The 20,505-nt window shown below is 68.1% G+C and carries 14 protein-coding genes; 7 read left to right on the top strand and 7 right to left on the bottom strand.

The genetic code is table 11. The features are described 5' to 3' along the window. Positions 1 to 116: 116 nt before the first annotated feature. Positions 117 to 3,329 (bottom strand): DEAD/DEAH box helicase, encoded by a 3,213-nt coding sequence (locus WJM96_RS15645; protein WP_424813450.1) that lies wholly within the window; start codon positions 3,327 to 3,329, stop codon positions 117 to 119. 374 nt (positions 3,330 to 3,703) lie between these two features. After that, positions 3,704 to 4,003 carry a hypothetical protein gene (locus WJM96_RS15640; protein ID WP_424813449.1) on the bottom strand — a complete coding sequence of 100 codons (300 nt, stop codon included), beginning with the start codon at positions 4,001 to 4,003 and terminating at the stop codon, positions 3,704 to 3,706. Positions 4,004 to 4,090: 87 nt separating this feature from the next. On the opposite strand from WJM96_RS15640, the gene WJM96_RS15635 reads away from it, so the two are divergent. The 4 genes from WJM96_RS15635 to WJM96_RS15620 all read left to right on the top strand — a co-directional run bounded on the left by WJM96_RS15635 (position 4,091) and on the right by WJM96_RS15620 (position 12,767). Continuing rightward, complete coding sequence (locus WJM96_RS15635) at positions 4,091 to 6,919, top strand: maltotransferase domain-containing protein (protein WP_424813448.1); 2,829 nt, start codon at positions 4,091 to 4,093, stop codon at positions 6,917 to 6,919. A 2-nt stretch (positions 6,920 to 6,921) separates the two neighbouring features. Continuing rightward, on the top strand, positions 6,922 to 10,236 hold the full coding sequence (gene treS / locus WJM96_RS15630) for a maltose alpha-D-glucosyltransferase (RefSeq protein ID WP_424813447.1): 3,315 nt from the start codon (positions 6,922 to 6,924) through the stop codon (positions 10,234 to 10,236). Continuing rightward, complete coding sequence (gene glgB / locus WJM96_RS15625) at positions 10,229 to 12,409, top strand: 1,4-alpha-glucan branching protein GlgB (protein WP_424813446.1); 2,181 nt, start codon at positions 10,229 to 10,231, stop codon at positions 12,407 to 12,409. Before treS ends, glgB begins: the two co-directional genes overlap by 8 nt. A gap of 133 nt (positions 12,410 to 12,542) precedes the next feature. Then, on the top strand, positions 12,543 to 12,767 hold the full coding sequence (locus tag WJM96_RS15620) for a hypothetical protein (RefSeq protein WP_424813445.1): 225 nt from the start codon (positions 12,543 to 12,545) through the stop codon (positions 12,765 to 12,767). A gap of 626 nt (positions 12,768 to 13,393) precedes the next feature. Here WJM96_RS15620 and WJM96_RS15615 read toward each other — a convergent pair. Further along, entirely contained in the window at positions 13,394 to 14,524 is a 1,131-nt protein-coding gene (locus WJM96_RS15615) for an acyl-CoA dehydrogenase family protein (protein WP_424813444.1), read from the bottom strand. A 169-nt stretch (positions 14,525 to 14,693) separates the two neighbouring features. On the opposite strand from WJM96_RS15615, the gene WJM96_RS15610 reads away from it, so the two are divergent. The 3 genes from WJM96_RS15610 to egtD all read left to right on the top strand — a co-directional run bounded on the left by WJM96_RS15610 (position 14,694) and on the right by egtD (position 17,358). Further along, positions 14,694 to 15,086, top strand: a complete 393-nt coding sequence (locus tag WJM96_RS15610) for a DUF427 domain-containing protein (protein ID WP_424813443.1) — start codon at positions 14,694 to 14,696, stop codon at positions 15,084 to 15,086. 113 nt (positions 15,087 to 15,199) lie between these two features. After that, entirely contained in the window at positions 15,200 to 16,402 is a 1,203-nt protein-coding gene (egtB, locus tag WJM96_RS15605) for an ergothioneine biosynthesis protein EgtB (RefSeq protein WP_424813442.1), read from the top strand. Further along, positions 16,399 to 17,358 carry an L-histidine N(alpha)-methyltransferase gene (egtD, locus tag WJM96_RS15600; RefSeq protein ID WP_424813441.1) on the top strand — a complete coding sequence of 320 codons (960 nt, stop codon included), beginning with the start codon at positions 16,399 to 16,401 and terminating at the stop codon, positions 17,356 to 17,358. The genes egtB and egtD overlap by 4 nt, the downstream gene beginning before the upstream one ends. On the opposite strand, the gene WJM96_RS15595 is transcribed toward egtD, so the two are convergent. Genes WJM96_RS15595 through WJM96_RS15580 form a run of 4 tightly spaced genes read right to left on the bottom strand, consistent with a single transcriptional unit; the run spans position 17,359 to position 20,412 of the window. Further along, positions 17,359 to 18,279 carry an ABC transporter ATP-binding protein gene (locus WJM96_RS15595; protein ID WP_424813440.1) on the bottom strand — a complete coding sequence of 307 codons (921 nt, stop codon included), beginning with the start codon at positions 18,277 to 18,279 and terminating at the stop codon, positions 17,359 to 17,361. After that, complete coding sequence (locus WJM96_RS15590) at positions 18,276 to 18,920, bottom strand: ABC transporter permease (protein ID WP_424813439.1); 645 nt, start codon at positions 18,918 to 18,920, stop codon at positions 18,276 to 18,278. The genes WJM96_RS15595 and WJM96_RS15590 overlap by 4 nt, the downstream gene beginning before the upstream one ends. Next, a complete protein-coding gene (locus tag WJM96_RS15585) occupies positions 18,920 to 19,537 on the bottom strand; it encodes an ABC transporter permease (protein ID WP_424813438.1) in 618 nt (205 codons plus the stop codon). Before WJM96_RS15585 ends, WJM96_RS15590 begins: the two co-directional genes overlap by 1 nt. Beyond that, complete coding sequence (locus tag WJM96_RS15580; RefSeq protein WP_424813437.1) at positions 19,537 to 20,412, bottom strand: glycine betaine ABC transporter substrate-binding protein; 876 nt, start codon at positions 20,410 to 20,412, stop codon at positions 19,537 to 19,539. Before WJM96_RS15580 ends, WJM96_RS15585 begins: the two co-directional genes overlap by 1 nt. Between the last annotated feature and the right edge of the window lie 93 nt (positions 20,413 to 20,505).

The raw sequence follows: 20,505 nt of genomic DNA, 5'->3' as shown, positions 1-20,505 counted from the left end.
ATGTATCCCCGCTATCCGGAGCGATAACGCCGGAGGAATGACGGGGTTATCTCGCGGCGCCGATCATGACATCCGCGGTCCAAATCCTGGCGCTGGTACCTCTGCCTGAGCTTGTCTCATGCCGCCTTCCGCCGGGCCAGCCGATGCAGGAGCTCTGCCGCGGCGGCGATCCGGTCCGCCGCATTCCCGCTCCGTCGCGCGAGAACGGCGCGGCCGCCCCGCAGCTCCAGCGGTGGAGTCAGCGACGGGGGCTCCGCGAGCAGCGTCGCGGCCGCAGCGGTGGGGCCGACATCCATCCGTACGACACCCAGGCGGCGGCACTCCATCCGCAGACGCGCCAGGGCAAGCAGGTTCGCTACCGGCTCGGAGGGCGGGCCGAAGCGGTCTCGCAGTTCGTCCTCGAAATCCTCCAACGCAGCGAGGTCATCGCGGCGGACCATGCCGGCGAGCCGGGCATGCAGCTCGATGCGCAGCCCGTCCTCCTCCGCCACCTCTTCGGGAATGCCGGCCGAGGCCTCGATGGACAGGGCCGGTGTCCACTCCTCCGGGACCGGCTCGCCCCGCGCGGCCCGGAAGGCCCGCTCCAGCAGGTGCTGGTAGAGGTCGAGGCCGATCAACTTCACGTGGCCGGCCTGACTCTCACCCAGCAGGTCGCCCGCGCCGCGCAGGTCCATGTCGCGCGCGCTGATGGCGAAGCCGGCGCCCACCCGGTCAAAGGCCTCCAGCGTCTTGAGCCGCTTGAGCGTCAGTGCGGTGGGCGGCTGCGCGGGATCGGTCAGCAGAAAGATGGTGCCGCGCACGCGGCCGCGGCCGACGCGCCCGCGTAGCTGATGCAGCTGGCCGAGGCCGAAGCGGTCCGCGCGCCACACCAGCATCGTGTTCGCCCGCGGCACGTCGAGGCCAGTCTCCACGATGTTGGTGGAGAGCAGGACATCGCCCTGGCCTTCCGCGAAGCGCAACAGCGCATCGTCTACCTCGGCCGGCGGAAGCTCCCCATGCGCCTCGATCAGCTTCAGGCGGGGCAGCAGGCCACGAATGCGCTCGCGCATCGCCGGCAGGTCCTTGATGCGGGAGCAAACCACGAAGCTCTGCCCGCCGCGCCGCTTCTCGCGCTCCAGCGCCTGGCGCAGCAGCACATCGTCCAGCGGCACATGGGCCGTGCGGATGGGCTGTCGGCGACCGGGAGGGGTGGCGATGACGCTGACTTCCCCCAGCCCCAGCAGCGCCGCCTGCAAGGTGCGGGGGATGGGCGTGGCGGTCATCGAGAGCACGTGGCCGCGGGCGGCAAGCTGCCGCAGTGCCGTCTTCTGCCGGGCGCCGAAGCGCTGCTCCTCGTCGATGACGACCAGGCCGAGCTCCCGGAAGCTTATCGCCTTGCCCAGCAGAGCCTGCGTGCCAATCGCGATTCGCACGCTGCCATCCGCCAGCCCGGCCTTTACCGCCTTCGCCTCGGCCGCGGTCGACAACCGCGAAAGCTGCTCGATGCGGATCGGCCCGTCCTTCGTCTCCAGTCCGGCAAAGCGCCGTCGGAAGGTGTTCAGATGCTGCCGCACGAGCACCGTCGTGGGCGCCAGGACTGCCACCTGCCAGCCAGCGAGGGCCGCAGCCGCGACAGCATGCAGCGCCACCTCGGTCTTGCCGAAGCCGACGTCGCCGCAGACGAGGCGGTCCATCGGGCGGCCTGAGGCGAAGTCCGAGAGGACGGCTTGGATGGCCTCCGATTGGTCCTCGGTCAGGCTGTGCGGAAAGCGTGCAGCGAAGCTTTCGTAGACGCGGCCACGCGGTCGGATCACGGGCGCCGTCAGCCTCGCCCGCTCGGCAGCCAGCTCAGCCATGGCCGCCGCCGTCTCCCTGATCTGTGCCGCGACCTCCTGCCGTCGCTTCTCCCAACCGCCACTGCCCAGCCGGTCGAGCGTCACGGCTTCCGCTTCGGCACCGTACCGCCAGAGCCGGTCCATCTCGTCGAGTGGAACGAGTTGCGCCTTGCCGTCGGCATACTCGAGCCTGAGGCAGTCCATCCGCGCGCCCTCCAGTTCCACCGACTCCAGCCCGCTCAGCGCGCCCAATCCATGGTCGAGGTGAATGACGGCGTCGCCGGGCTGAAGCGTAGCCTGGCCCAGAGCGAGAAACTCGCGGTGCTGGCTGGCGTCGCGCCGCCCGGCGGTCCGTCGCACATCGGAGGGTGCAACCACAGACACTTTTCCGACGGAGAAGCTCGAAGCAAGTAGGCCGTCCAGGATCCCGAACGAGCCGGGTGGCGCGGCCTGGAGAGCCGACCAGCAAGCGAAGGAAGCCGCCTCCAGATCAAGCCTGCGCGCGGCCAGCCGCTGGAGCGAGAGAGTCGTCCGGTGCTTGCGGCCGGAGATCGCGACTGAGCGCCCTGCCGCAAGCTCAGATTCGACGAATGCGATAAAGGCTTCCTCCGGCTCCGGCATGTCCGAGAAGCATGGGACTGGAGGCTCCCCGTTCTCCGCTGGCTGGACCGTCGTGGCCGCCCGCCCCGCCAGCGCCTCGCGCCACGCCTCGCCGAGCAGGTACAGCGAATCCGGCTCCGAAGGCACGAAGGCCGGCGGCTCCTCGGGCAAGGTGGATGCGCGCAGCCGATAGGCATCCCGCACCTCATCCGCCCGCTGATCGGCGAGGTCCGGCACTTCGGGATCGACGACGATCAGGGCTTTGGGCAGGAGTTCGAACACGGTCGAGAGCTTCGGGTAAAAGCCCGCCAGGGCGTGCTCGATCCCCTGCACGTGCACCGCTTCCGAGTCCGGGGGCAGTACGAGCTCGGAGGCGGGGCCCAACGTTACCGCATCGACTTCCGCGGTGCTTCGCTGAGTGAGAGGATCGTAAAGGCGGAAGGCCTTAATGCGGCCTTCCGCATGCTCGATCCTGCAGGGCTGGCCGTTTCTGGCCGCAGGATACACATCCAGCACCGAACCCCGGAGCGTGGCCTCGCCAGGCTCGTCAACGCAATCCTCGAAGGCGTAGCCAAGGCGCCGGAGCTCTTCCTCCACCGCCGCGGGGTCAATCTCCTCATCCAGGCGCAACGTGAGCTCGCGATAGATCTCCCCGGGCGGAAGACGCTGAGTGGCCGCGGGGATCGTGGCGACGAGCAATCCCGGCCCGGCCCCGTCTCTCAGAACCTTCAGCGCAGCCATGCGCTGGCCCATGACCTGCCGCGAGGGCGAAGTCGTGTCGTAGGGCAGGCAGTCCCAGCTCGGAAGGAGGACCACACCCAGCTCCGGCTCAAGGGCCTGGGCAGCGCGCGCCAGGCGCACGGCGCGGGTTTCGCTCCGCGCCAGGAAGATGAGTCCCCCGGACGCGACAGCCATTTCAGTGAGCGCAGCCGCCAGACCCGCTTCAGACCCTTCGATGAGATCGGCCACTGCCCCCCCGGATGTCGCACAGGATCTTGCAACGCGGGACGCGGCAGCCGGACGGCACGTGGACCGAGGTTGGTTGCGGATTCAGACGCGAGAACGCGCCGGGATTCATCGGATGCATCCAGGGAAGGTGCGCGGAGTGGAACATGCGCGCGGCACGCGTTGTTGAGGCGCGCACGCCAAACCGGCCGTTCTTCCACAACGGATGGCGCATGTGTGGGCAACCGCGCCCTGCGGGAGATGTTTAGGGCTGAGAAATTGCGGTCTGCCCTTGCCGCTGCGAGGACCCCGAGCCCTTGGCTGAACCAAAGATCCTTCCGCGTTCACTCTACTACTTCCACCCGCTCCTCGTACCCGAGTTGCGCCGTTGGCCGGAGGAATTCGCCCGCATCGCGTCGCTCGGGTTCGATGCTGTCGTCCTCGCGCCGCCCTTTGGGACCGGCCACGACCGCTCCGTTTTTCTCGCAGCCGATCATCGAGTCCTGCACGCCAGCCTCGGCGGTGGCGATGCCCTCGCGGCGCTCGCGGACATTTGCGCCATGGCACGTGCCCAAGGGCTGAACATCCTGTTGGATCTCGCTACGGAGCGTGTGGACGCTCAATCGAAACTTCTCGACGCCCATCCCGAGTGGCGGCAAGACGCCCCTTCCGTCGAAGCTCCGCCCGACCCCCGCAAACCTTTTCATTCTGGCGTGCGCCTGCCGCTGCCCGTGCCAGAGCCGCTCCAGGCCTGGTGGGTGGCGCGTGTGACCGAGTGGGCACAGGCGGGGATCGGCGGCTTCCGGTGCCTCGATCCCGATGCTGGCCAAAGCTTCTGGGAACCGCTGATACGCGACGCGCGTCAGTCCCATCCCGATCTGATTTTCATGGCCTGGACGCTGGGCGTCACGCCGGCTCGGCTGGCTGAGCTGTCAACGTGCCGCTTCGATCTGTCAGCCTCCTCGCTCCCCTGGTGGGATTACGAAGCTGCATGGTGGGGTGAGGAGGCTGCGCGGCTCTCGAAGGTCGCTCCGATCCTTACCATGCCCGAAGCGCCCTTCGCACGCCGTCTCCTGGCCGGGTTCAGCAGCCGCGACGAGGCCCGTCGCGCCGGAGAGCGAGCGCTGCGCTTCGCGGCATTCGCGGGCTCGGCCTGGATGCTTCCCATGGCCTTCGAGTTCGGGGACATCCACCGGATGGGCCATGATGGCCGTCAGGCGGAAGCCTTCGACGATCTTCGTCGCTCGCCGCGGATCGATTTCAGCGAGACGATCCGTCAGCTGAATGCCGGCCGGCGGGCATCTCCCGCCACGGCCGGCGCCGACGCTCCAGTGGTGCTCTCCCCACCGGGCGCGCCCGTCGCCGCTGTCATGCGCGGCCCGGCTCAGGCACCGGAACTCCTGGTGCTGGCGAATCCCTCACTCTCTCGTCCAGCCGAGCTGTCCACCGCGCAGGCACTGGGCGCGCTGCCGCGGCCCGCGTCCTTCCCCGGGGGACGGCCCGAGGCTGCCGGCCTCATCCAGCTGGAGCCGGGTGAGGTCCGAGCCATTCCCGTCGAGGCGACAAAGCCAGTCCGGCAGAAGCCCGCCCCGGGCGACCGCAGCGCCCGGAGCTTCGCGGAATCCCCGCGCATCGCCGTCGAGGCCGTGGCGCCAGCGGTGGATGGCGGCCGCTTCCCGGTCAAGCGCATTGTGGGCCATCCCGTGACCGTCACCGCCGACGTCTTCACGGACGGCGCGACCAAGCTGGCGGTCCGCCTGCTGTGGCGGCCCGCCGATGAGGCCGCCTGGCGCGAGGTGCCGATGCGGCACATGGTCAACGACATCTACAGCGGGACCTTCGTGCCGGACCGCGTGGGCCGCCATCTCTACGCCGTCTGCGCCTGGGTGGATGTCTATGCCGCGTTCCGCAACGAGATCACCAAGAAGCAGGCCGCGGGCGTCGACATCACGCTGGAGCGCCAGGAGGGCATGGCGCTGCTGGAAGAGGCGAAGCGCCATCTCCGGAGGAACGAGGCTGCGGAAATAACGGCCCTGCTCAAAGCCCTGCCACGGGCGGATGCCGAGGTCGCGGTCGAGCTCTTTGGCATGCCCCGCGTCATCTCGCTGATGGCCAAGGCAGACCAGCGGCCCTTCCGGGTGGTCCAGGAGTTGCCGCTGGATGTCGAGCGGCGTGCCGCCGGCTTCGCGTCCTGGTACGAGATCTTCCCGCGGTCGCAAAGCGGCGATCCCAACCGCCACGGGACTTTCGACGACGTGATCCGCGCGCTGCCAAGGGTGCGGGACATGGGCTTCGACGTGCTCTACTTCCCGCCCATTCACCCGATCGGCCGCAAGAACCGCAAGGGTCGCAACAACAGCCTGGTGGCGAAGCCCGGCGACCCCGGCAGCCCCTATGCGATCGGTTCCGAGGCAGGCGGACACGACGCGATTCATCCGGAGCTGGGAACGCTCGACGATTTCCGCCGCCTGATCGCCGCCGCGAAGGATCACGGGCTGGAGATCGCGCTGGATTTCGCCATCCAGTGCTCGCCGGACCATCCGTGGCTGAAGGACCATCCGGAATGGTTCGCCTGGAGGCCTGACGGCTCGATCCGCTACGCCGAGAACCCGCCGAAGAAGTACGAGGACATCGTCAACGTCGACTTCTACGCGAAGGGCGCCGTCCCCTCCCTATGGCTGACGCTGCGCGACGTCGTGCTCTTCTGGGCGGAGCAGGGCGTGAAGCTCTTCCGTGTGGACAACCCGCACACCAAGCCGCTGCCGTTCTGGGAATGGATGATCGGCGAGGTGCGCGCGCGCGATCCCGATTGCGTCTTCCTCTCGGAGGCCTTCACGCGGCCCAAGGTGATGTACCGGCTGGCCAAGGTCGGTTTCTCGCAGTCCTACACTTATTTCACCTGGCGCAATGAGCCCTGGGAACTCGGCCAGTATATGACCGAGCTGAACCAGGCGCCGGTCGCGGACTTCTTCAGGCCGCACTTCTTCGTGAACACGCCGGACATCAACCCCGTCTTCCTGCAGAAATCGGGCCGGCCGGGCCATCTGATCCGCGCCGCGCTGGCGGCCACACTCTCCGGCCTCTGGGGCGTGTACAACGGCTTCGAGCTCTGCGAGGCGCGGCCGGAAAAGCCGGGCAAGGAAGAATATCTCGACAGCGAGAAATACGAGATCCGCGCCTGGGACTATGGCCGCCCGGGCAACATCGAGGCCGAGATCACCCGGCTCAACGCCCTCCGGCGGCAGAATCCTGCCTTGCAGACGCATCTCGGCACCACCGTCCTCGCCTCGGGCCATCCCGGCATCATGCTCTTCGCCAAGGCGACGGAGGATCGCTCCAACATCGTCCTGGTGGCGGTGTCCACCAACCCCTTCGACATCGTGGAGACGCAGATGGAGCTGCCGCAGCGCGTCCTCGGCCTCGGCGCGGGCGCGCCCTTCCTCGCGGAAGACCTGATCGCGGGCGGCGAGCAGCGCTGGGAGGGCACGCACCGCCCGCTGCGCCTCGATCCCGCCGTCCTTCCCTTCGCCTTATGGCGCCTCCGCGCCGACAGGGCCTGAGCATGCCGAACAAGACGAAACGCCACCCCGCCCCGGAGGCCGTGAACGACCCGCAATGGTACAAGGACGCGGTCGTCTATCAGCTGCACATCAAATCGTTCTTCGATGCCAACAACGACGGCGTCGGCGACATCCCCGGCCTTCTGCAGAAGCTCGACTACATCGCCGAACTCGGGGTCGACACCATCTGGATGCTGCCCTTCTACCCTTCACCGCGCCGCGACGACGGCTACGACATCGCCGAGTACAAGGACGTTCATCCGGAATACGGCAGCATGGCCGACATCCGGAAGCTCATCCATGAGGCGCATGCGCGCGGCATCAAGGTCATCACCGAGCTGGTGATCAACCACACCTCGGACCAGCACCCCTGGTTTCAGCGTGCCCGGCGCGCGAAGAAGGGCTCGGTGCATCGCGACTACTACGTCTGGTCGGACGACGACAGGAAGTACGACGGGACGCGGATCATCTTCCTCGACACCGAGAAGTCCAACTGGACCTGGGATCCCGTGGCCGGCGCCTATTTCTGGCACCGGTTCTACAGCCACCAGCCGGACCTCAACTTCGACAATCCGCACGTGCTGAAGGAGGTCTTCTCCGTCATGCGCTTCTGGGTGGAGGCGGGCGTCGATGGCCTCCGGCTGGACGCAATCCCCTACCTCATCGAACGCGACGGCACGAACAACGAGAACCTGCCAGAGACGCATGCCGTCTTGAAGAAGATCCGCGCGGAGCTCGATCGCATCGCGCCGGGCCGCATGCTGCTCGCCGAGGCTAACCAGTGGCCGGAGGACACGCAGCTCTATTTCGGCGACGGCGACGAATGCCACATGTCCTTCCACTTCCCGCTGATGCCGCGCATGTACATGGCGATGGCGCAAGAGGACCGGTTTCCCATCACCGACATCCTCCGCCAGACGCCTTCGATCCCCGAGATCTGCCAATGGGCGATCTTCCTGCGGAACCATGACGAGCTGACGCTGGAGATGGTGACGGATCGCGAGCGGGACTATCTCTGGAACACCTATGCCGCCGACAAGCGCGCGCGCATCAACCTCGGCATCCGTCGCCGCCTTTCCCCGCTGCTGGAGCACGACCGCCGCCGCATCGAGCTGATGAACTCGTTGCTGCTCTCCATGCCCGGCACGCCCGTGATCTACTACGGCGACGAGATCGGCATGGGCGACAACATCCATCTCGGCGATCGCGACGGGGTCCGGACGCCGATGCAGTGGTCGCCCGACCGCAATGGTGGCTTCAGTCGTGCCAACCCCGCGAGCCTCGTGCTGCCGGCCATCATGGACCCGGTCTACGGCTATGAGGCCGTGAACGTGGAGGCACAGTCGGCCGATCCGCATTCGCTGCTCAACTGGATGCGGCGCATGCTGGCGGTGCGAAAACGGCACCGCTCCTTCGGGCGGGGCAGCTTCGGCTACCTCTATCCCGGCAACCGCAAGATCCTCGCCTATCTGCGGGAGCTCGAAGGCGAGACGATCCTCTGCGTCTGCAATCTCTCGCGCACGGCCCAGGCGGTGGAGCTGGACCTCTCGGCCTTCGCGGGCCGCGTGCCGGTGGAGCTGATCGGCGGCTCCTCCTTTCCGCCGATCGGGCAGCTCTCCTACCTGCTGACCCTGCCTCCCTACGGGTTCTACTGGTTCCTGCTCGCAACGGAGGCCGCTATGCCCACTTGGCACCTGCCGGCGCCCGAGCCCATGTCGGAGCTCGCGACACTGGTCCTGCGCAACAGCCTGGCGGAAGTGCTGTCCTCCGCCTCCCTGCGGACGCTCGAGACGGATGTCCTGGCGCAATACCTTTCGAAGCGGCGCTGGTTCTCGGGGAAGGATACGGCGCACAGCAAACCGCGCTTCGCCTTCGTCGAGGTCCTTCGCGGCGAGAACGGCGCCGAAGCCCTGATGACGGAGGTGGAGGTGGCAGGCGCCACAGGTGCCGAGCCTGGCCGCTACTTCCTACCCCTAGGCCTCGGCTGGGAGGACGAGACCAGCACCGCGCTCCCGCAGCAGCTGGCGCTGGCGCGGATCCGCCGCGGGCGCCGCGTGGGCGTGCTCACCGACGCCTTCGCGCTGGACGCACTGGCCCAGACGGTTGTCCACCACCTGCGGGGGAGCGCGACCTTGCCGCTGGCTGAGGGCGAGATCCGCTTCCTGCCGACCTCGGCTTTCGAGGCCGTGGAGATCCCGGATGGCGCCGAGATTCGACGGCTCGACGCCGAGCAGTCCAACTCCTCGCTGATCATCGGCGAGCAGGCCGTCCTGAAGCTGGTCCGTCGCATCACGGAGGGCATCAGCCCTGAGACCGAGATGACGCGCTTCCTGACGGAGCGCGGCTTCGGGCAGACCGCTCCCCTGCTGGGAGAAGTGGTTCGCGTGACGCCCGACGGCGTGCCGCGGACCCTTATCATCCTGCAGGGCTTCGTACGAAACCAGGGCGACGGATGGGGTTGGACCACCGATTTCCTTCGTCGCAGCATCGATACCATGGCGGTGCCGGACAGCTCGTTCGAGGAGCAGGACGGTGTCATCCACAGCTACCTCCTCTTTGCGAGCGCGCTGGGCCATAGGTTGGCCGAGATGCACGCCGTGCTCGCCGGCCCCTGTGAGGACGAGGCCTTCCGGCCCGAGCCCGCCACACGCGAGGATTCTGAGGCCTGGGGTCAAGCGGCCCGCGCGCAGCTCCAGCAGGCGCTGGAGGCTCTGGCCGGCGTGACGGAGTGGAACGCCGCCGAGGACCAAGCCCGCGCCAAAACCATCCTGTCGCGGGGGCAGGAGTTGCTGGCCGGCGTGGAGCGCCTCGCCGCCGCCGCGGAGGGCACGCTGAAGACGCGCGTGCACGGCGACTTCCATCTTGGCCAGGTGCTGGTTGTGCAAGGCGACGCCTACATCATCGACTTCGAGGGCGAGCCGGCGAAGACGCTGGAACAGCGCCGCGCCAAGTCGTCACCACTGCGCGACGTCGCGGGGCTTCTGCGCTCCTTCGATTATGCGACGGCCGCGGCCGCGGCGAACCGTCAGGGCATCGAGGGCCCGGGCGCCGAGCGTTTCGCAGCGCTGTTGGAGCGGTTCCGGCACAGCGCCGGCGAGAGCTTCCTCGCCGCCTATCGTGAGGCTCACGCCCAGGCGCCGCAGCCCTGGATGACGGCCGAGGCCGAGACGCCGCTGCTCGACCTCTTCCTGCTGGAGAAGGCCGCCTACGAGGTCTGTTACGAAGCCGCCAACCGGCCCGGCTGGATCCACATTCCCCTGCGCGGCTTGGAGGCACTAGCCAACCGCATCCTGGGCACGGAGACCCGCGATGGCTGAGGCAGGCCTGAATCCCGAAGCCCTGGCGGCGCTGATAGATGGCCGCCATGGCGACCCCTTCTCCATCCTCGGTCTGCACGAGACGGAGGCCGGGCCCATCGTGCGTGCCTACCTGCCGGGCGCGAGCGGTGCCTCGCTCGTCGTGGGCGGGACCGTGCTGCCCATGACGCTGCTGCACCCGGCCGGGCTCTACGCCCGTGGCATGGTGCCCGGCCCCTACCTCCTGCGCATCGACTGGAACGGCGTGGTCCAGGAGACGGAGGATCCCTACAGCTTCGGCCCGCTGCTCGGCGAACTCGACGTCCACCTGCTGCGCGAGGGACGCCACCAGGACATCGGCCGCTGCCTGGGCGCGCATCCGATGGTCGTCGAAGGGGTCAGCGGCGTGCGCTTCGCAGTTTGGGCGCCCAACGCCCGGCGCGTCTCGGTCGTCGGCGACTTCAACAGCTGGGACGGCCGGCGCCACCCGATGCGCCTGCGGCACGAGGCGGGGGTGTGGGAGCTCTTTCTCCCACGCCTGCAGCCCGGCACGATCTACAAATACGAGTTGGTCGACAGCTGGGGCCAGCTCCTACCCATGAAGGCCGATCCCATCGCTTGGCAGGCCGAGCCGCCCCCCGCCACGGGTTCCATCGTCGCCGATACCGGCCGCATCCGGCCGCCACGCGCCTTGGCAATCGGGGGTGATCCGGCGCGCAAGCCGATGTCGATCTACGAGGTGCATCCGGGCTCCTGGGCCCGCGGCGACGGGGACACGCCGCTGGATTGGGAGCAGCTGGGCGACCAGCTGATTCCCTACGTGAAGGGGATGGGCTTCACCCATCTCGAATTCCTGCCGATCATGGCGCATCCGTTCGGCGGCTCCTGGGGCTACCAGCCGCTCGGGCAGTTCGCCCCGCACGCGCCCTTCGGCGCGCCGGAGCATTTCGCCCGGTTGGTGGAGCGATGCCACGAGTCGGGGATCGGCGTCGTGCTGGATTGGGTTCCCGCGCATTTCCCGACCGACGTGCATGGCCTCGCCCGCTTCGACGGCACGGCCTTGTACGAGCATGCCGACCCCCGCGAGGGCTTCCACCAGGACTGGAACACGCTGATCTACAACCTCGGCCGGCAGGAGGTCCGGAACTTCCTGATGGGCAGTGCGCTGCACTGGTTGGAGCACTACGGAGTGGACGCGCTGCGCGTAGATGCGGTGGCCTCCATGCTCTATCGCGACTACAGCCGCCGCGAGGGCGAGTGGGTGCCGAACATCCATGGCGGCCGCGAGAACCTGGAGGCGATCTCCTTCCTCAAGGAGCTCTCCGACACCATCGCAGAGCGCTGCCCCGGCAAGCTGCTCATCGCGGAGGAATCCACCTCCTTCCCGAACGTCACCCGAAGGCCGCGCGAGGGCGGGCTGGGATTTGACTTCAAGTGGAACATGGGCTGGATGAACGACACGCTGCGCTACATCGAGACCGACCCGATCTACCGGCGCTACCATCACGGCCTGCTGACGTTCGGTCTCGTCTATGCTTTCTCGGAACGGTTCATCCTGCCCATCTCGCATGACGAGGTCGTGCACGGGAAGGGCTCGCTACCCGGCAAGATGCCGGGCGACGAATGGCAGCGCTACGCCAATCTTCGGGCCTATCTGAGCTTCATGTGGACGCATCCGGGCAAGAAGCTGCTCTTCATGGGAAGCGAGTTCGGCCAGCCGCGCGAATGGAATCATGACCGCTCGCTCGACTGGCACCTGCTGGACGAGCCGCGCCATGCCGGACTGCAGCGCATGGTTCGTGACCTGAACCGCCTTTATGTCAGCCTGCCCGCGCTGCATGCGCGGGATTGCGAGCCCGGCGGCTTCCGCTGGGTCGTGCTGGACGATGCTGACAACAGCATCTTCGCTTGGCTGCGCTACGGGCCGGATGAGGAGCAGCCCGTGCTGGTGATATGCAACTTCACCCCAGTGATCCGCGAAGGCTACCGGGTGGGCGTCCCCCGGGCCGGCGCCTGGCGCGAATTGTTCAATTCGGACGCGGCGATCTACGCGGGCAGCAACACCGGCAATGGCGGGACGGTGCAGGCCGCGCCCGACGGCTCGCACGGGCTGCCGGCTTCGGTCTCGCTGACCTTGCCGGCGCTCGGCACGCTGATCCTCGGGCCGACAGCCTCCACCACCCAGCCGCCATAGCCTGACCCAACTGCTCCGTGAGGGCCGCGCCGGGGATGTTTGTGACCGAGGTCGGTTTCCCACATTTCGCCCATCCTGGCGCGACCGACGGTAGCGGTTGCACCCGCAGGGGCGGATGTTACCTTATGGCGCTATGCAACGACTGGCTTCTCTTTTCGGGCTGCCGGACCTCCGCGATGGTCTGGAGCAGATCATCCGGGAGGCTCCGCCCGGCGATAAGCTCGTCCTGCCCAACCAAGAAGTGGCGCGAATCTTCCCCGGGGGGCTGCTGGAGCTTGTCGCCTGGGCAAAGCAGTACGGCGTTGCGGTCACCGACCGGCCCGACCTTAAAGGCGTCGAATTGCGGAAGCCGGACTGATCACCACCCCTAGAATGGCTTGTGGCGCGCCTGAGGGTGTGGAAGCGCAACGATTTTACCAAGGGCAGCTTTAGCTGCGGGAGCGGTCACTGGCCTGAATTTCAAAGCTTCGCCGAACGGAAATGAAACGCGGAATATTGCTGTCGATCGAAGCGATATTGCTCACGGCGATGGCATCGTCCGACGCGGCGACAATTGGTCAGGCAGATGCTCGACCCCGCCCAGAAACTGGAAGTGCGCCCGGAGCCTTCCACACTCGTCGTGAATAGACGCCTGGCGGGGTCGTGGTCGCAAATCGTGCGTTGAAGCGAGGACGTTCAGGCGTCGCTCCGCCCATTCCTCAGCGCACTCGAGACCTCCGCCCCAATGCACAACTGAGATGGGCCGATCGCCCTCGTTGTCGAAGAAGGAAATTCTATAGATGGCTGCCCAGTCCATGGCCGAACTCTCCACGAAAATGGGACAATGATCGCCTCGCCCGAAACTCCCGCTCACTTTCGATAACTTTTCAAAAATCGCAGCGATCAGAAAGGAATTCGGTCGGAAGCCATGGCAGGCCGCTATGCAAGATCGTATGGATGTTGCGAAGCGGCATGCCGAAGAGCGTCGAAAAGCGATCGCTGCGTCTAAGGCCAGAGGTCACCAACATGACCATCAAGCCCTGCCATCGATCGGGCCGCAGCCATGCGCGATCCATCCAGTCCAGGCTGACAGAGATAAATTCCCAGGTCGCGCAGCATTCGCTCAACGGAATTCGACGACGCCAGCAACTGCAGAGGAAGCGAGCGCCCGGCCGCTTCGAGCACCGCCCGCGCAGCCTGCTCCACGCTGTTTCGCGCTAGATCCATATACCCGATAACCCGGTTCTCGGCGGCGTTCGTCACCTCGCTCAGCCAGCAAGCTTGTCTGCACCAGAGCCGTGCTGTCTCCGCAGCGATCATGGCCTTGGCCAACCGGGAAGACATATGCGGATCCGATCCGTTCCCGTGGCCCGCGTGATGGGCCCGCAGCGCCTCGCCGACAGCCTCTATCCCGCCGAGCATGACAGTCAGGGTTCGCCATCGCGCCGGCAGAAGCTCGGAGAGGGGATCCTGGGATGGCTCCAGCCGCTGGCAAACCGAAACGGGCAGCCCCGTCAGGTCAACATTGCCGCGTGCCGACGCCCGCATACCCGCCGGATTCCAACACGACAGATCGCCACGCTCGGAGAACTGGTCCAACGGGGCGAGCAGCAGTTCGTTCGTGCCATCCGGATCATGTCGCGCTGTGACCAACGCCTGCTGGACCACACCCGTCCCCGCGCATTGAGTCTTGCCTCCCTGGAGCAGCCCTGCGGTTGCGCGAAGTGCCGCGCCAGGTCGGTCGGTCGTCCAAAGCCCGAAGAGTTGGCGCTTCAAGAGCGCTGCCTTGACGAACTCTTGCTGGCTTTCCGAGCCGCGACGCATCGCCAGCACGACCGCGCCGACGTGAGCCTCGTAGATCTCTCCCAGGGGTAGGCTGAGCCGGCCTATCAGCCGAAGAGCTTCGAACAGGTCGAGTGCCCCGCCGGCCTCGGTTCCCCAACCGAGGCCACCGAACCGTTCGGGCAAGGGGGCCGACAAGAAGCCCGCCTCGGCAAGTTCGTCGAGATCGTCCAATGGAGGAAAGCTGCTGACGAAATCCAGAGCTTGAGCTCGCATCTGACAGCGAGACTTGAACAGGGGGTTTCGCAAAAAGCCATGCAGGTCCAGTCCGTCGCGCGACACCGGCTGGCTCACCGCCACCGTGCTCCGCAACCTGTCTCGTGTTCCACAGCGCCCTCCGCAGGAAAGCGCGACTATGCGCAGGTCGCCAGCCGATCCTTGCTCACCTTTGATGGAGAGAAGCTGGCCATGGGCGGCGCAGCCGGAGCTATAAGGAACCGACGATCGTCACGAGGGGATTTCCATGACGACGAGACGTGTTCTTCAGCCTGGCCCCGACCACCCGATTACCCTGCAACCACTCGGCAGCCGCGTCGTGGTCACGGTCGGCGGGCAGACGATCGCAGCCAGCGACAGGGCCATCATTCTCCAGGAGGCGGCCTACCCGCCCGTGATCTACATTCCGCGCCAGGACGCGCGGATGGGCCTGCTCGTGCGGAGCGCGCAGGTCAGCTACTGCCCCTACAAGGGCGAAGCTTCCTATTTCAGCATTCCCGCCGGCGGCACCCGGTCGGACAACGCCGTCTGGACCTACGAGGCTCCCTTCCAGGCCGTCGCGAACATCAAGGAGCACCTCGCCTTCTATCCCGACCGCGTCGACACCATCGCCTACGGTCCTGCCCGGCCGAAAAGGTAACCTTTCGGTATGGGCTGAAACCTGAGCGCTTGCCGCGGGCTTAACCCGTTTCTGGGCCATCAACCTTCAGCCTCGGCCGACCGCACCTCGATCTTGGGAGGAAACGCGTCCCCATGAACGTCATCACCCAAAGGGGCACCGAGACCACCCCGTGGCTGGCCGAAAGGTATGCCCATGTCCGCGCGCGGACCGATACACTGGCAGCCCCCCTCTCGCCGGAGGACCAGGTCGTCCAGTCGATGCCGGATGCGAGCCCGACGAAATGGCATCGCGCGCACACGACCTGGTTCTTCGAGACCTTCCTGCTGCTGCCCTTCCTGCCGGGCTATCGCCGCGTCGACGAAAATTTCGCGGTACTCTTCAACTCCTATTACGTCGCCGCCGGCCCTCGTCACGCGCGGCCGCAGCGCGGCATCCTGACCCGCCCCGGCCACGCGGAGGTCGCCGCCTATCGCGCGACGGTGGATGCGGCGATGGCGCAGCTGCTCCGCGATCCACCAGAAGAAGCGCTGCCACTGATCGAGCTTGGCCTGCATCACGAGGAGCAGCACCAGGAGCTCCTGCTCACAGACATTCTCCACGCCTTATCGGGCAACCCGCTGCGCCCGGCCTATGATCCCGCCTGGCGCGAGCCTGCCGCCGCCCGCGGCACCCCCGCCATGCTCGAAGGCCCGGAGGGCGTGGTGGAGATCGGCCATGCCGGCGGGGGCTTCGCCTTCGACAACGAGGCGCCGCGCCATCGCACCTACCTCGCGCCCTTCCGGCTGGCGGACCGGCTCGTCCGGAACGGGGAATGGCTCGCCTTCATGGAGGACGGCGGCTATCGCCAGCCTCTCCTCTGGATGAGCGACGGCTGGGCCGCCTGCCAGGCCGAGGGCTGGGAAGCGCCGATGTACTGGGAGGGCCGCGACGGCGCCTGGTCGCAATTCGGCCTGGGCGGCCTGCGGCCCGTCGATCCTGATCTGCCGGTGCGGCACATCTCGTGGTACGAAGCGGACGCCTTCGCGCGCTGGGCCGGCAAGCGCCTGCCGACCGAGCAGGAGTGGGAGGCCGCCTCGGCGCGTCCCGGCTTCTCCGAGCTGGCGGACACCGCCTGGCAATGGACCGGCAGCGCCTATCGCCCCTACCCCGGCTTCACGCCCTGGGCCGGCGCCGTCGGCGAGTACAACGGCAAGTTCATGGTCGGCCAGATGGTGCTGCGCGGAGGCTCGCTGGCGACACCGCCCGGGCATTCGCGGCCGAGCTACCGCAATTTCTTCCCACCCAGCGCCCGATGGCAGTTCACCGGCCTACGGCTCGCGGAGGACCTGGCATGAGCATAGCTTTCGCACAGGATGCCGTTTCGGCGCAGGCCGCCGCGCTCCAGGCCGACGCCCTTGCCGGCCTCTCCGGCGCGCAGAAGACCCTGCCCTGCAAGTGGCTCTATGATTCCGAAGGAAGCCGCCTCTTCGAGGCCATCACGCGCCTGCCGGAATACTACCCCACGCGCACCGAGATGCGGATCCTGGAGGAAAGCGGCGGCGAGATTGCCGAGGCGATCGGGACCGGCGCCGCCGTCATCGAGTTCGGCCCCGGGGATGGCGCGAAGGCCGTGCAGCTGCTGGGTGCCCTGGAGGCGCCCGCCGCCTATCTCCCGGTCGATATCGCCCCGGAGTGGCTCGAAGCCGCGGCCGCCCGCGTGAGCGCCGCCTTCCCGGCGCTGCGGGTGCGGCCCGTGGTGGCCGATTTTACCCTGCCCTTCGAGCTCGCGGGCCGCGCGGCCGGCAGCCGGACTCATCTGGGCTTCTTCCCCGGCTCGACCATCGGCAATTTCGAGCCTCGCGATGCGGTGGCCTTCCTGCGCCGGGCCCGCGCCAGTCTCCGGCCGGGCGCGCGGATGCTGCTTGGCGCCGATCTCGTGAAGGACACGGCGGTGCTGGAGGCCGCCTATGACGATGCGGCCGGCGTCACCGCGGCCTTCGACCTCAATCTGCTGAGCCGGCTGAACCGCGAGGCCGGCGCCGATTTCGACCTTGGCGCCTTTCGCCATGAGGCGCGCTGGAATCCCGAGTTGGAGCGGATCGAGATGCACCTCGTCGCGCAGCGGGCCCAGAGCGTGGAGCTGGGCGGGCGCCGCTTCCGCTTCGCGGCTGGTGAGAGCATCCACACCGAGAGCAGCCATAAATACCGTCCCGAGCGCCTGAGCGCGCTGGCGGCCAGCGCGGGCTGGCAGCCACGGCGGATGTGGACGGACCCGGAAGCGCTGTTCTCCGTCTGGCTCCTGGAAGCCTGATCAGGTCGCGGCCCTCTCCAGCACGGCATCCAGGCTGACCGATCCGCCGCCCTCGAGGGGCACGGAGCGCGCGCCGCGGGCCAGCATCTGGGAGAGCGCGTCCCGGAGGGTCGCTCGCTCGGGCAGGGGCGCACCGGCCGCGGCCGCATCGCCGCGCGCCACGCTCGCGGGGAACAGGCCAAGCCGGGTCAGCGCGCGATCCGTTCCCAGGAAGTCCGCCACGAAGGCATCCACCGGCCGGGCCAGCAGCTCCGCCGGCGGGGCGTGCTGCACGAGCGCGCCGTCCCGCAGGATCGCCACCGCGTCGCCGAGCCGCATCGCCTCGCCGACATCATGCGTCACGAGGAGCACGGTCTTGCCCAGTTCCCGCAGCAGCTTCAGCACCTCGTCCTGAAGCTGCCGGCGGCGCAGCGGATCCACCGCGCCGAAGGGCTCGTCCATCAGCAGCACCGGGGGGTCCCCCGCCAGCGCGCGGGCCACGCCCACCCGCTGGCGCTCGCCGCCCGAGAGCTCGTGGGGCCGCCGGTCCGCGAAACGCGCGGGCGGCAGACCGACCCGTTCCAGCACCTCCGCCACGCGGGCCTGGATCCGCGTGGCGTCCCAGCCCAGCAGCACCGGCACGGTCGCGACGTTCTCGGCAATGCTGCGATGGGGAAAGAGACCGACCTCCTGGATCACATAGCCGATGCGACGGCGGAGCAGGACGGGATCCTGCCTGAGGGCATCCTCGCCCGCGATCCACACGCACCCGGCCGTCGGCTCGACCAGGCGGTTTACCATGCGAAGCGTCGTCGTCTTGCCGCAGCCGGAGGGGCCGATCAGCGCGCAGCAGCTTCCTTCCGGCACCTCCAGCGTGACGTCCTTCACGGCCGCCCTGGCGGCGCCCGGCCACTTCTTCGTGAGGCCTTCCAGCCGGATCATGCGCCAACCCTCTGCTGCAGCCGTCTTTCGAGAAGGCCGAAACCCGCCTCGGTCAGCAAGGCGAGCGCGGCGATAGACGCGGCACCGAGCAGCATCCGCCCGGTGTCCAGCAGCGCCAGCCCCTGCGTGACGAGGTCCCCGAGCCCGCCGCCGCCAATGAAGGTCGCCAGCGCGGCGGCGGACACGACCTGCACCGCCGCGACCCGCAGCCCCGAGAAGAGCAACGGCAGCGCCAGCGGCAGTTCCACGCGGAAGAGGACCTGTCCCGGCGACATGCCAATCCCCCTGGCTGCCGCGACCGCCGCGGGATCCGCCGCGCGCAGCCCGGCCAGGAGGTTGACCAGCACCGGCGGCACAGCGACCAGAGCCAGCGCAATCACGGAAGGCGTGAAGCCCACACCCAGCAGCGGCAGCAGCGCGGCGAGGACAGCCAGGCTCGGCACCGTGCGCAACAGGCCGGAGGAAGCGATGGCAAGCTCCGCCAGGCGCGGCCGATGCGCGACCGCCAGGCCAAGCGGCACCGCCACCGCGATCCCGAGCGCCAGCCCCACGACCGACAGCAGCAGATGCTCGCCGACCGCGCCGGTGAAGGCCGCTGGATGGGCCGTCAGCCAGGAAAGCATGGCGCCCAGCATCTGCATCAGGCGGTCGCCGGGAGGCGGCGCTGCAAAGCGCCGAAAGCCTGGTCCAGCACCAGGGCGAGGGCCGAGACCAGGAAGGCCCCCACCAGGATCTTCTCCGTATGTCCCTGATCCAGCCCGGTGAGGATCAGCGTGCCCAGGCCGCCGGCGCTGATGTAGGCCGCGACCGTCGCAGCGGAGACGACGGTGGCCGAGGCGACGCGCAGCCCGCCGAGCACCACGGGCAGGGCAAGCGGCAGCTCCACGCGCCATCGCCTTTGCCAGGGGCTGAGTCCCATTCCAGTTGCCGCCTCGGTCACGGGTATCGGCACGGCGGCGATGCCAGCGACCACGGCGCGCAACAGCACTGGCAGGGCATAGGTAATCAGCGCCACCAGCGCCGGGGCGAAGCCCAAGCCCAGCACGGGTACGAGCAGCGCGAAGACGGCCAGGGTCGGCAGGCTGTAGAGCAGGCCCGCGCTGCCGAGCAGCCAAGCGCTGAGCCGCGGCCGCCCCGCCGCCAGCAGCCCGAGCGGCAGGGCCAGGGCCATGGCGATGACGAGCGCCGCGAGCACCAGCTCCAGATGAGTGAGCATCGCCACGGCGATGGTGTCGAGGTTTCGGCTGGTCCAGCGCATCAGGCCGGCCGTTGTGAGCCGAGGAAGCGACGCGCGACCTCGCGCGGCTCGTCGCCGTCCTGGTCCACCTCGCGGTTGAGCCGCTGCATCACCGAATTGTCGAGCCGCCGCCCAACCGCGGCCAAGGCCTCCTCGAGGCCGGGCACCTCGCGCCGAACCGCGTCCCGGACCACCGCGCAGAGCTGATAGGCCGGCCAGAGCCCGCGGTCGTCGCGCAGCGAGACGTAGCCTCGGGCGGCGATCTGCCAGTCCGTGGCATAGGCGTTCACGACATCCGCCTGGCCATGCGCCAGCGCCGCATAGCGCAGGCCGAGAGCGGCGAATTGCCTCAGGCGGCGGAACTCCATGCCGTAGACGCGACGCAGGCCCGGCAGGCCGTCCGCCCTGTCGGCGAATTCATTTCCGGCGGCGAGGGTCAGACGGGGCGCGGCCCCGGACAGGTCCGACAGGGTCGCGAGACCGAGCCGTCGCGCCGTATCCGCGGTCACCAGAAGCACATTGCCGTTGTCGATGCCGGAGGGCGCGATCCATTGCAGGCCGAAGCGCTCGGCATAGCCGGCACGGACCCGGGCCAGGAGGGTAGCCGCGTCGCCCTCCGTGGGCTCCTTCAGCACCACGCCAAGGCCAGTGCCAGTGTATTCCGGATAGAGGTCGATCTCGCCGTTCAGCAGCGCATTCTGCGCGATGGCCGTGCCGCCCAGGTTGAGGCGCCGTTCGACCGTCGCTCCTATGGCTTCGAGCGCCTGGGCATAGAGCTCACCGACGACGAGCTGCTCCGTGAAGTTCTTCGAGCCGACGCGAAGTCGCGGACCCGCCGCCGCGGCGCGCAGCGGCAGCAAGGGCAAGGCCAGCGAGAAGCGCCGCGTGAGGGTCACCGCCGCATCCTATCGAGGCCCCTATCCAGGCCCGAAAGGCGGTACCCGCGGCGGTTCGGCTCCATGGCGCTTCGAACTCCTGACCTTGGCCGG

The sequence above is a fragment of the Roseococcus sp. YIM B11640 genome, from assembly GCF_049727625.1.
Taxonomy (GTDB): Bacteria; Pseudomonadota; Alphaproteobacteria; order Acetobacterales; family Acetobacteraceae; genus Roseococcus.
This window is presented reverse-complemented; position numbering and strand designations above follow the sequence as displayed.

Bases quoted from the DNA above. Each gene is read 5' to 3' on its own strand.
- WJM96_RS15645 (WP_424813450.1), bottom strand. From the start codon at position 3,329: ATGGCTGTCGCGTCCGGGGGACTCATCTTCCTGGCGCGGAGCGAAACC.
- WJM96_RS15640 (WP_424813449.1), bottom strand. From the start codon at position 4,003: ATGGGCGTCGAGAAGTTTCGATTGAGCGTCCACACGCTCCGTAGCGAG.
- treS (WP_424813447.1), top strand. From the start codon at position 6,922: ATGCCGAACAAGACGAAACGCCACCCCGCCCCGGAGGCCGTGAACGAC.
- glgB (WP_424813446.1), top strand. From the start codon at position 10,229: ATGGCTGAGGCAGGCCTGAATCCCGAAGCCCTGGCGGCGCTGATAGAT.
- WJM96_RS15620 (WP_424813445.1), top strand. From the start codon at position 12,543: ATGCAACGACTGGCTTCTCTTTTCGGGCTGCCGGACCTCCGCGATGGT.
- WJM96_RS15610 (WP_424813443.1), top strand. From the start codon at position 14,694: ATGACGACGAGACGTGTTCTTCAGCCTGGCCCCGACCACCCGATTACC.
- egtB (WP_424813442.1), top strand. From the start codon at position 15,200: ATGAACGTCATCACCCAAAGGGGCACCGAGACCACCCCGTGGCTGGCC.
- egtD (WP_424813441.1), top strand. From the start codon at position 16,399: ATGAGCATAGCTTTCGCACAGGATGCCGTTTCGGCGCAGGCCGCCGCG.
- WJM96_RS15595 (WP_424813440.1), bottom strand. From the start codon at position 18,279: ATGATCCGGCTGGAAGGCCTCACGAAGAAGTGGCCGGGCGCCGCCAGG.
- WJM96_RS15590 (WP_424813439.1), bottom strand. From the start codon at position 18,920: ATGCAGATGCTGGGCGCCATGCTTTCCTGGCTGACGGCCCATCCAGCG.
- WJM96_RS15585 (WP_424813438.1), bottom strand. From the start codon at position 19,537: ATGCGCTGGACCAGCCGAAACCTCGACACCATCGCCGTGGCGATGCTC.